11 protein-coding genes are annotated in these 11,166 nt (G+C 61.9%); 5 read left to right on the plus strand and 6 right to left on the minus strand.

What is annotated here, in order from left to right; genetic code table 11:
• Nucleotides 1–237 precede the first annotated feature (237 nt).
• Together Q0349_RS03945 and Q0349_RS03950 are read left to right on the plus strand one after the other, a co-directional pair.
• Entirely contained in the window at nt 238–657 is a 420-nt protein-coding gene (locus Q0349_RS03945) for a GNAT family N-acetyltransferase (RefSeq protein WP_298079576.1), read from the plus strand.
• 5 nt (nt 658–662) lie between these two features.
• Nucleotides 663–1,115, plus strand: a complete 453-nt coding sequence (locus Q0349_RS03950) for a DUF441 domain-containing protein (RefSeq protein WP_298079577.1) — start codon at nt 663–665, stop codon at nt 1,113–1,115.
• A 40-nt stretch (nt 1,116–1,155) separates the two neighbouring features.
• On the opposite strand, the gene ahpF is transcribed toward Q0349_RS03950, so the two are convergent.
• Nucleotides 1,156–2,718 (minus strand): alkyl hydroperoxide reductase subunit F, encoded by a 1,563-nt coding sequence (gene ahpF, locus Q0349_RS03955; RefSeq protein ID WP_298079578.1) that lies wholly within the window; start codon nt 2,716–2,718, stop codon nt 1,156–1,158.
• A gap of 489 nt (nt 2,719–3,207) precedes the next feature.
• On the minus strand, nt 3,208–3,774 hold the full coding sequence (ahpC, locus tag Q0349_RS03960) for an alkyl hydroperoxide reductase subunit C (RefSeq protein ID WP_366916269.1): 567 nt from the start codon (nt 3,772–3,774) through the stop codon (nt 3,208–3,210).
• A 153-nt stretch (nt 3,775–3,927) separates the two neighbouring features.
• Here ahpC and Q0349_RS03965 point away from each other — a divergent pair, with 153 nt between their 5' ends.
• Genes Q0349_RS03965 through Q0349_RS03975 form a run of 3 tightly spaced genes read left to right on the plus strand, consistent with a single transcriptional unit; the run spans nt 3,928 to nt 6,086 of the window.
• Nucleotides 3,928–4,833 carry a hydrogen peroxide-inducible genes activator gene (locus tag Q0349_RS03965; protein WP_298079580.1) on the plus strand — a complete coding sequence of 302 codons (906 nt, stop codon included), beginning with the start codon at nt 3,928–3,930 and terminating at the stop codon, nt 4,831–4,833.
• A gap of 57 nt (nt 4,834–4,890) precedes the next feature.
• A complete protein-coding gene (locus tag Q0349_RS03970; RefSeq protein WP_298079581.1) occupies nt 4,891–5,391 on the plus strand; it encodes a hypothetical protein in 501 nt (166 codons plus the stop codon).
• A 26-nt stretch (nt 5,392–5,417) separates the two neighbouring features.
• Nucleotides 5,418–6,086, plus strand: coding sequence for a hypothetical protein (locus Q0349_RS03975; RefSeq protein ID WP_298079582.1), 669 nt, complete (start codon nt 5,418–5,420; stop codon nt 6,084–6,086).
• A 414-nt stretch (nt 6,087–6,500) separates the two neighbouring features.
• On the opposite strand, the gene tsaB is transcribed toward Q0349_RS03975, so the two are convergent.
• From tsaB to Q0349_RS03995, 4 genes are all read right to left on the minus strand, one after another.
• The gene (tsaB, locus tag Q0349_RS03980; protein WP_298079583.1) at nt 6,501–7,157 is read right to left on the minus strand and encodes a tRNA (adenosine(37)-N6)-threonylcarbamoyltransferase complex dimerization subunit type 1 TsaB; all 657 of its coding nucleotides are present in this window, start codon (nt 7,155–7,157) and stop codon (nt 6,501–6,503) included.
• Nucleotides 7,154–9,142 (minus strand): ATP-dependent DNA helicase, encoded by a 1,989-nt coding sequence (locus Q0349_RS03985; RefSeq protein ID WP_298079584.1) that lies wholly within the window; start codon nt 9,140–9,142, stop codon nt 7,154–7,156. The genes tsaB and Q0349_RS03985 overlap by 4 nt, the downstream gene beginning before the upstream one ends.
• A gap of 1 nt (nt 9,143) precedes the next feature.
• Entirely contained in the window at nt 9,144–10,130 is a 987-nt protein-coding gene (locus Q0349_RS03990; protein ID WP_298079585.1) for a tetratricopeptide repeat protein, read from the minus strand.
• Nucleotides 10,131–10,439: 309 nt separating this feature from the next.
• Nucleotides 10,440–11,166: efflux RND transporter periplasmic adaptor subunit (locus Q0349_RS03995; RefSeq protein WP_298079586.1), on the minus strand; the 727-nt coding region annotated here is incomplete at its 5' end.

Below are 11,166 nucleotides of genomic sequence, written 5' to 3' on the forward strand. Positions count from 1 at the left end.
GTACTGTCTTCGGCGACGCGCCTTGTCTGAAACTTTCGGTGGATGGCTATACATCGAAAAGCGCTTCTCCATGATTTTGAACAGGCTCTCAAAACCTGTTTAGAGTCTGCGGGTGAAATTCCCCTCCCCAGCCAAAACGACGCAAACCGCCTGAACCCGCCATTGCCTGACGGTGGGGCAAGCCCCACCCTACAGCCCCTGAGCAACCCGCCTTCAACATCCAACCGCCCCAAAACCATGACCATCCGCCCCGCCACGCCTGCCGACCTGCCGGCCCTGCAAACCCTTGCCGCCGCCTGCAACGTCTGCCCGCCCGGCACGGACGACCGCGTCTGGCTCGCCGCCGACGTATCCGGCACGCCGCTTGCCTTCATCGCCTGCGCACCCGTGCTGGACGAAATGACCCTGCTCGCGCTCGCCGTCCGCCCCGCCGCCCGCCGTCACGGCCTCGCCACCGCGCTGCACCAGACGGCGCTTGACGCACTGCGCCCGGCGCTCGCCTTCCTCGAAGTCCGCGTCGGCAATCGCGCCGCACAGGCGCTTTACCACCGCCTCGGCTACCGCGACAGCGGCCGCCGCCGCGATTACTACCCCAACCCGGACGGCAGCCGCGAAGACGCCCTCGTCATGCGCTGGCAAGCCGTTCCCACGGAATAACCCCCATGCTGCACAACCTCGACACCACCGCCCTCGTCCTCCTCGTCTTCACCGCCCTCGGCGTCATCAGCCACAACGCGCCCGTCACCATCGCCGGAGCGGTACTGCTACTGATGCAGCAAACCTTCCTCGTGCGCTACCTGCCGTGGGTGGAAAAAAACGGGCTGACCGTCGGCATCATCCTGCTTACCATCGGCGTTCTCGCCCCGCTCGCCAGCGGCAAAATCACCCTCGGCGCAGGCGACTTCCTTGACTGGAAAAACCTGATTGCCATCGCCGTCGGCATCCTCGTTGCCTGGCTCGCCGGACGTGGCGTGCCGCTGATGATGAACCAACCGCGCGTCGTCCCCGGCCTCATCGTCGGCACGGTGCTGGGCGTCGCCTTCCTCAAGGGCATTCCGGTCGGCCCGCTGATTGCTGCGGGAATCCTCTCGCTCTTTCTCGGACAGGGCGAGTGAGGCACAAGAAAAACGCCGCTTGCTGCGGCGTTTTTAGCATTTATGCCTGCCGCAGCAGGTAGTCAAAGGCGGAAAGCGCCGCTTTTGCCCCCTCGCCCATCGCCACGATGATTTGTTTGTAGGGGACGGTGGTCACGTCGCCAGCAGCGAAGACGCCCGGCGTGCTGGTTTCGCATTTGGCATTGATGACAATCTCGCCGAAGCGGGTGCGCTCAACGGCGTCGCCCATGAAGTCGCTGTTCGGCGCAAGGCCAATCTGCACGAAGATGCCTTGCAGCGGCAGCTCCTGCGCCGTGTCGGTGGCACGGTCGGTGTAGCGCAGGCGGCTCACTTTGCCGCCCTCGCTGTCAATCGCCTGTGCGGCGGCGTTGGTGATGACGCGGATGTTGCCGCGTTTGCCCAGTTGTTCGACCAGCACTTTGTCCGCTTTCAGCTCCGGCATGAATTCCAGCACGGTGACGCTTTTGACGATACCGGCGAGGTCAAGCGCTGCTTCGACGCCGCTGTTGCCGCCGCCGATGACGGCGATGTCTTTGTCTTTGAAAAACGGGCCGTCGCAGTGCGGGCAGAAGGCGACGCCGTTGCCGATGTTTTCTTTTTCGCCGGGGATGCCGAGTTCGCGCCATTTGGCGCCGCTGGCGACGATGAGGGTGCGTGTTTCGATAACTTCGCCGGTGTTCAGCACCACTTTGTGCGTCGCCCCGCCTTTTTCCACCGTTTTGACGCTCAGGTTTTCGCGCAGGGTGACGGGCCAGGCGGCGAGGTGCGCGCGCAGGTTGCCCGCGAGCTGCGGCCCGGTGGTTTGCGGCACGGAGATGAGGTTTTCGATGTCCATGGTGTCATTCACCTGGCCGCCGATGCGGTCGGCGACGACGGTGACTTTCAGCCCTTTGCGCGCCGCATAAATGGCGGCGGCGCTTCCGGCGGGGCCGCCACCGATGACGACCACATCTTGCAGCGGCAAGGCTTCGGCGGGCGCGGCGGCGCTGGCGAGGTCGGGGTAGCGCTCCAAGAGTTTTTCGACGAGGCGGGCGGTGCCGATTTTGCCGTTGGCGAAGGGTTCGCCGTTCAGGTAAACCGCAGGCACGCCCTGGATGTTTTTCGCTTCAATCTGTTCCTGGAAGAGACCGCCATCTATCATTTCGCTGCTGATGGCGGGGTTTAGCAGTGCAAACTGGTTCAGCGTCTGCACCACGTCCGGGCAGTTGTGGCAGGAGAGCGAGACGTAGGTGGTGAAGGCGAGCGGCTGGCGCGCGGCGCGGATGAGGGTCTGGATGCTGTCGTCCAGTTTGAGCGCGCTGCCGCCCGCCTGCAGGATGGCGAGGATGAGCGAGCTGAATTCGTGGCCGCCGGGGATGCCGCTGAAGATGATGCCGGTGTCTGCGCCATCGGCAAGGATTTTGAAGCTGACGGGCGAGGTGAATGCCGGGTCGGCGGCTTCCGTGAGCGAGAGGCGCGGCGCGGTGGCGACGATTTGCGCGAGGAAGGTTTTCAGTTCGTCGCGTTTGGCGTGTTCGCCCGTGGCAAGGACAAGGGTGATGTCGCGGGTCAGCGCGGCGAAGTATTGGCGGACGGCGTCCAGCATGGCGGGTTCGAGTTGCATGGGGTTCCTTGTGGGTAAATTTGGGATGGATGGTGCGGTCGCGGCTGCTTTTGCCACAACGGACAGGCTCCCTCCCCCTGTAGGGGAGGGCTGGGGTGGGGTTAGCCGGTCATACCACCGATGTTTTTTATAACAATCCTCACAAAGCCCCGTACGGCGTTGCGTCACCTCGCCGTACAAATGCGTACTGTCTTTGGTGGCGCGCCTTGTACAGAACTTTGTGAGTATCGCTATACATACAGGGTAGCGGGGTTGGTGTATGTATAACGGTGCGCCTTGAATAAACACCGGATATGCCGCGAGTAACCCCACCCCGGTTCCCATGAAAAAGGCGAGCACCTTTTTCATGGTCTCCTCCCCTCCCCCCACAGGGGGAGGGGGCCAAGTTACGAAAACAGCGCCCGGAGGCGCTGCTGCTTTATGCGGTGCGGCGTAATCTGGCCGGATGGATGCGGGCGGTTACGGCTTCGCCTGACCGCCCCTACGGGTTTAGATTTTGCCGACGAGGTCGAGGCTCGGTTTGAGCGTTTCCTGTCCGGCTTCCCACGCGGCGGGGCAGACTTCGCCATCGTGCTGGGCGACGTATTGCGCTGCCTTGACTTTGCGCAGCATATCTTTGGCGCTGCGGCCGATGCCGTTGTCGTGGATTTCCGCGACCTTGATTTTGCCTTCCGGGTTGACGAGGAAGGTGCCACGGTAGGCGACGCCCTCGCTTTCAATCATCACGTCGAAGCCACGCGCCAGCACGCCGGTAGGGTCGCCCAGCATCGGGTACTGGATTTGGCTGATGGCCGGGCTGTGGTCGTGCCACGCCTTGTGGGTGAAGTGGGTGTCGCAGGAGACGGCATAGACTTCGACGCCGAGGCCTTGCAGCTCGGCATAGTGTTTGGCCATGTCTTCCAGCTCGGTCGGGCAGACGAAGGTAAAATCCGCCGGGTAGAACAGGAAAATGGACCATTTGCCCTTGACGTCTTCATGGGTGACGGTCTTGAATTCGCCGTTGTGGAAGGCTTGCACGGAAAATTCGGGAATACTGCGGTTGATGATGGGCATGATTGCTCCTGGTTTACGAAGAAAAGGTGTCGCGGTGGCGACTGCGGCGCGTATTATAGTCAGCGCCAACACCTTGAAAAGCCTTGCAACCGGTAATGTTCAGCTTTGGTTTTTTTTATATATAATGGATTTTCATTTAATTTAGGTGAATAACAGATGATTACCCTCCGCCAAATCCAGTTTGCCCTCGCGGTCGCCCGCCACAAACACTTCAAGCGCGCCGCCGAAGAGTGCAACATCTCGCAATCCGCCCTGTCGCTCGGTATCGCCGAAATGGAAAAAAACCTCGGCGTCATCGTCTTTGAGCGCAACAACAAACAGGTCGTCATTACCCCCATCGGCGAAGAGCTGCTGCGCCGCGCCCAGCAAATCTACCTCGACGCGCAGCAACTGGTTGAGCACGCCCATGCCGGGCAGGAAACACTGCACTTCCCGATGGCGGTCGGCTTCATCCCGACCATCGCGCCGTACCTGCTGCCGCGCGCGCTGCCGGTCATCCGCCACGCCTACCCCGATTTCGAGCTGAACATCCGCGAAGACGTGAGCGAGCGCCTCGTCAGCGCGGTGCATAACGGAATGCTCGACGCCGCCGTCATCGCCCTGCCTTACGACACGCCGGGACTGAACGCCTTTGAATTTGGCCAGGAGCGCTTCTACGTCGTCGTCCACCAGAACAACCCGTTGAGCAAACAGGAAAAAATCACCGCCAAACAACTGCGGCAAGGCACGCTGCTGCTGCTCAGCGAAGGCCACTGCCTCAAAGACCACATCATGGACATCTGCAAATTCCGCGACGACATCAGCCCGGACAGCTTCCGCGAAGCGAGCCTGAACACACTGGTACAAATGGCGGTGAACGACATGGGCGTCACCCTCATCCCGGAAATGGCGCTGCCGTCGCTGCAAAACCAGCCGGACATCCGCACCGTCCCGCTGGACGTCGCCACGCCGCACCGCCGCCTCGCCGTCATCACCCGCCCCAACTACCCGCGCACCGCCGAACTGGAGACGCTGATGGCGCTGTTCAAAACCGCGCTCGACAACAGCAAGGCAGCGGCATAACCCGCAGGGCGGTCAGGACACCAACCTGACCGCCGTTTCATTTATCCACGAAATACCATGAAAGGAAAACTTGCGCTCATCATTACCGGATTACTGCTCGCCGGACTGTTTATGCTGTTTGACTACTGGATGGAACGCCCCTACGTCGCGCAACCCGGTGCATGGATACTCTATGCAGCATTATGGTTGCTGCTGGTCTATCCCTGCTATCGCTTCGCGCAACTGTTCCCGGAGCCGAACAATCCTCACATCCTCGCCCTGATTTTCACCACCCTCTTTGCCTGGGTACTGAGCTGGGCACCGCGTCTCTTGGCAGTAGCGTATTTCAGCGAGACGCAGACAATGCAGGCGACCATCATTGGCGTCAAAGACTGCGACAGCGCACGCATTCGCGGCATCCGCTTCTGCGCCTGCGACACGAAATGGACGCTGCGCCTGCCCGACGGCAGCAGGCACAAAGTCTGTACCCATCGCGCCAGCGAACACTCACGCATCCCGGTGAACACACCGGTAACCGTGACCGTACGCGACAGCGTATTTGACCGCAGTATCGAATAACCTGATGCAACAAAAGGAAACACACCATGAAAACCTTACCGAAACTGGCTGCCTTGATGGCAATAACCCTGACTGCCGCTCACGCGCAAGAATTTGACAACTACCGCGCCGAACCGGACCAATGGCTGGGATTAAAAGGCCAAAAATTTCACCTGAACAGCACCAACGATCAGGGAAACGTCTGCGACATCGAAGGCACCCTGAAAAATAACCGCTGGGAAGACGGCAGAGGCTGCATTATCGAAATAAAAAAATTGAAAAACGGCAACGTGGAAGTGAAAGTCCCCGGCAATAACGAAACCGCGCAAAGCCAATGCCGCGAATACTGCGGACTGAATACCGGATTTGAAGGACAGTACCGCCCCGAACCCGCACAATGCAGCAACAAGGGAACAGAACAAATGGAGGCAAAATTTCAGGCTGCCTACCGCGACAAACACTATGCAGACGCGGTAAAAATCAAAGAAAACTACCTGCAACAATGCAAAACCTTTACCCATTGGCTGGATGAACTGGCACAGCGCAACGATTTGGCCATCAGTTACTACCATGCGGGCAACAAAGCGCAATGCCGCATCGTATTGCAGCCCGCCGTCAAAATCACAAACGATGACGAAGGCGTTAGCGACATCCTGCGCGAAGAATTTGAAACACAAAAACGCGCCGTACAATTCAATCTCGACAAATGCAAATAACGCGGCATGACAAAGCCCGCTACCGCGAACCGCCAATATGCCCCCTCCCCCTGTGGGGGACACTACTGTCCGGAATAAATTTTGAGATAAAACCCTTTTTAAAACAGCATAATTCATATATCTCACCCCGTAGTAACGCGTCGTATCACCCCTCAAAAAGCCACTTTTGAGCACCTTTTTGGGGTATTTCTCGCATTGTACGTGGTTCTGCATGGTGTCTAGTGTCATGATTTATAAAGATTTTATCGACAGAAAATTATTCCGGACAGTAGTGTCCTGTGGGGGAGGGTTGGGGTGGGGTTATTGGATGCAAGCGCGGTGCTGGTGGGATGGTGCCTAATGCGGCAAAGTCATTTACATGCACCTGAGTGCTCAGGGTGTATGTAAACGGCAGGACGCTGTTCATGGCGGTTTTCAGGCCTGCACCACGTCGTTGCGCAGGTAGTGCAGTTCGATGCCTTGCAGCGGCGGTTGCCAGTCGGCGGTTTCCAGCAGGCTGAAGGCGTCGATGGCTTCCGGGATGTAGGCGTCTTCGGCGAGGTTTGCGTCTTGCGGGAAGCGGTCGGCGTACACGGTACCCGCGCCTGCGACCAGCGCGCCGTCGTACCAGTCGGCGGGGATGGCTTCCGGTGCGCAGACGCGGTCTGCGCCGACGCATTCGCCGTTTTCGTAGAGCCCTGCATAGACTTCGCCCATGCGTGCGTCCATCACCGCGAGGATTTTGCCCGCGCCGCTGTGGCGGCGGACGGTGGCAGCGAGCAGGGCGAGCGAGGAGACGGGCAGGATTGGCACGTCCCAGGCGGCGGCCAGTCCCATCGCCACTGCCGCGCCGACGCGCAGACCGGTGAATGCGCCCGGCCCGGCGCTGATGATGATGCCTTCTACCGCGTTTTTGTCGATGCCGCCTTTTTGTAGCAGTTTGTCCAGCAGCGGCAGGATTTCGCGCGTGTGTTTTTGTGCTTCGAGTTCGTAGGTTTGCAGGGTGTTGCCGCCTGCGAGCAGGGCGACGGAGCAGGCGGGGCCGGAGGTGTCGAGGGCGATCAGGGTGCTGTGTTTGTTGGGTAGTGTCATGGTTTGCTTGGGTTTTCGTGGTAGGCGAAGAAGCGGTCGATGACTTCTATTTTACGGGTTTTGCTCATGGGCGGCAGGCTGTTGAGGAAGGTCTGGCCGTAGTTTTTTTGGGTGAGGCGCGGGTCGGCGAGTACCAGCACGCCGTAGTCGCCCGTGTCGCGGATGAGGCGGCCTACGCCCTGTTTGAGGGTGATGATGGCTTGCGGCAGGGTGTCGTAGATGAAGGGCGACAGGCCTTTGTCGGTGAGCAGGCGGTGGCGGGCGCGGGTGACGGGGTCGTTCGGCGCGGCGAAGGGCAGTTTGTCGATGACGACGCAGACGAGGCGGTCGCCGCGCACGTCCACGCCTTCCCAAAAGCTGGAGGTGGCGAGCAGGACGGCGCGGTCGTGGCGGCGGAAGTCGGCGAGCAGCGCGTTTTTGCCCGCCCGCCCTTGTACCAGCAGGTGGTAGTCCGTGTCGCGCAGGGCGCGTTCGGCGGCGTGCAGCGCCTTGTAGCTGGTGAAGAGCAGGAAGGCGCGCCCCCGGCTGCGCGCCAGCACGGGGAGGATGGCGGTGATGAGCGCGTCGTTGTAGGCGGCATCGTTCGGGTCGGGCAGGCCGGGCGGGTGGTAGAGCAGCGCCTGGTGGCGGAAGTCAAACGGGCTTTGGAGCTGGATGCTGCGGTATTCGGAGAGGCCGAGTTCGCGGCTGTAGTGGTCGAAGCTGCCGTTGACGGCGAGGGTTGCCGAGAGGAATGACCAACTGGCGTTGCTGTTCGCAATCCAGGCGGCGAAGCGCCCGGCGGCGTTGACCGGGACGGAGCAGAGGCTGTAGTGGCGCGGGCCGACGTCAAGCCAGATGGCGCGCGGTGCGGGCGGTTTGGCTTCGGCTTCGTCGTCTGCGTCGGTTGGCTCCGGGGCGGCGGGGGTGGCGTTTTGGTCTTCGGCGAGGAAGGCGGCGATGAGTTTCTGTAAGTCCTGGCAACGGCTGTCGAGGTGGGCGAGCAGTTTGCCGCGCGCTTTTTGCGGGGCGAGTTGGGTGTGCAGCAGTTCAAACAGCGTCGCCAATGTTTGCAGCTCTGTCCAGAAGTCGCGGTTGGCAAAGAGTTGAGCTTCGTCCAGCCGGGTTTCTTGCGGCTGGCGCACGGCGAGCAGGATTTTGCTGTGTTGCAGTTTGATGTCGCGCAGGGTTTCGCGCAGCTCCAGCGCGTCCGGCGCTTCGGTCAGCGCGGCGTGTTCGCCGTCGTTGATGAAGGCGAGCAGTTGTCGCGCGGAGAGGTGGTCGCCGAGGAAGTGGATGGCGGTCAGCGGCAGATGGTGCGCTTCGTCGATGATGAATGCCTGGATGTCCGGCAGGATTTCGGCAAAGCCTTCGCTTTTCAGGGCGAAGTCGGCCAAGAGCAGGTGGTGGTTGATGACGGTGACGTCCGCTTCTTTGGCTTTTTGCCGCGCTTTTTGCACGTAGCATTCTTCGTAGAAGGCGCAGTCGCGACCGAGGCAGTTTTCGGCGGTGGAGGTGATGCGGGCGATGACCGGCGCGTCTTCGGGGACGTCGCGCAGGGCGACGAGGTCGCCGTCGGCGGTGGTGTCAAAGAAGTGTTCGATGGCGCGCCGCCACGCTTTTTCTTCGCGGGTGTGCGGTTCGCTGTCGAGGTATTGGTGGTAGTGGTGGTGGCAGAGGTAGTTGCGCCGCCCTTTGAGCAGGGCAACGCGCGCCGGTGAGGCCAGCACTTTGCGCACCAGCGGCAGGTCTTTGCTGAAGATTTGTTCTTGCAGGTTGCGGGTGGCGGTCGAGACCAGGCCTTTTTTGCCGCTGGCGAGCAGCGGCAGCAGGTAGGCGAAGGTTTTGCCGGTGCCGGTGCCTGCTTCTGCCAACAAAATGCCGTCGTCCGACAGGTTGTCGGCGACGGCTTCGGCCAGTTCCTGTTGTCCGGGTCGCGGCTGGTAGCCGCTGACGGCGGCGGAGAGCGCGCCATCTGCGGCGAACAGGGTTTTGATGTCGGCCAAGTCAGTAGGAGGCGGCTTTGGTCGCGGCCTGTACCGCGCCCTGGCTGTCGCCCAGTTTGTTGCGCGAGTTGGAGATGAGCGACCAGGATTTTTTCAGCATCGCGTTGCTGCCGCCGGTCTGCACGGCGCGGCTCGCCATGCTTTCGGCTTCTTTGTAGCGGCCCTGGTGGTAGCGGATGTTGGCGATGTCGTAGAGGATTTTGCTGTTTTTCGGGTCAAGCCGCTGCGCGTTTTCCAGATACGCGGCGGCACCGTCCAAATCGCCCTTGCCAAGCGAGCCGGAGGCTTTTTTGAGGAGCGCGGAGACGGCGGTTTCGCCTTCGGCTTTCGGCGCGGCGGCAGCAGCGGGTTCGGGGGTGTTGCTGGCAACGCGGGTTTCAACCGGCGGCGGCACGGCGGCGGGCTCACTACCCGCGTTCGGGCGCAAGGCCTGGCGTTTGTTGTTGTTCGCGGCGGCGGCAGGGTCGGCCACGGCGACTTTCGGTGCTTCTTTGACGGCATCGCGGATGGCGGCGGCGCCAGGCTGGTTCGGGTTCGGCGCGGGCGTAACCTTCGGCTGGTCGGCAGGTGCGCCCCAGCCGGGTGCGGCGGCGGGTGCTTTGGCAATGGTCGGCGCGGCAGGCTGGTAGGGGCTGGCGGCCTGCACTTGCGTTTGTTGGGCGGGCGGCGGCACGTTGGCGGCGACGGGCGCGTTTACCGGCGCCTGTCCCGTTTGCGGACGCATCGGCTGGCCGTTGTTGAAGCCGTAGCCATTGCCCGCATTGACCGGCGGCGGCACGGGCTGGCCATTGCCGGCGTATCCGCCGTTGAAGTTGAAGCCGCCCTGTTGCGGCGGCGGTTGCATATTGCCCTGGCCACCGAAATCAACCGGCTGGCCGTAAGGCACGTTGCGGTCAACCACGCGCGCGTTTTCGCTGCCATAGATCATGCCGCCGCAGCCGCTGAGCAGGAGCGATGCGAAGACGGCGCCCAACCATGTGTGTTTCATGTCCGTAACCTCTGGGAGTGTTGGTAAATGTGAAAAAGGGTGTGGAGAAGATGCGCATTTTACAGGGATTTCCCGGGGCGTGGCAGGGGTGGACGGCGGTGTAATGTTTGCCGGGGCGGGGTGGTTTGTGTCGTTTTGTATGCTGTCGCTGACGTGGATGGTTTGCTGCCTCCTCCCACAGGGGGAGGAGCTGATCGGCGGGTTCCGCAGCACGATTCTCGCTGTTGTATGGCGATTCTCGCAAGGTTCTGTAGCAAGGCACGCCGCCGTACAGGGCTTTGTGAGGACGGCTGTAAATTCGCCGTCCATTCACTCCGGCGGGGTTTGTACCCGGCTGCCGTCGTGGATGTTTTCATCCGGCTGGAGGATGACGCGGTCGCCGTTGGCGAGGCCAGCCGTGATTTCGACGTCGGTGGCGGTGCGCAGTCCGGTTTGTACCGCTGTGTGGCGGGCGCGTTCGTCTGTGATGCGGTACACCGCCCAGCCGTCGTCGTCGCGGTAGAGCGCGTTGAGCGGGATGGTGAGCGCGCCGCTTTTTTCGGCGAGGATGAAGTCGATGTCAACGCGGTAGGCGTCACCGAGGTTTTGCCATTGGGCGCGCGGGCTGGTGAGGTCGAGGAGGACGCGGGTGCGTTGTTCTTCGACGCCAAGTGCCGAGGTTTTGGTGAAGCCGCCCGGTTCGATGCGGCGCACGCGGGCGCTGAGGTCGTCGCCGCCCCAGTGGCGGATGTGGGCGCGGGTGCCGGGGGTGAGGCGCACGGCGTCGGCGGAGAGGATGTCGGCTTCGATTTCGAGTTGTGCCGGGTCGCCCATTTCCAGCAGCAGTTCGCCCGCGTTGATGGGGGTGTGGCTTTCGTGTTGGCGTTTGGTGATAACGCCGGCGACGGGTGCGGTGACGGCGATGGCGGCGGCGCCTGCTTCGCCGTGGCTCGCCAGCAGGGCGCGCGCGGACTGGACGCGGGCGGCGGCGACTTTTTCTTCGGCCTGGGCAGCTGCGAGGTTGGCGCTCGCGCTGTCGCGCCGGGCGCGTGCCTGG

Source organism: uncultured Cardiobacterium sp., from assembly GCF_938028185.1.
Classification (GTDB): domain Bacteria; phylum Pseudomonadota; class Gammaproteobacteria; order Cardiobacteriales; family Cardiobacteriaceae; genus Cardiobacterium.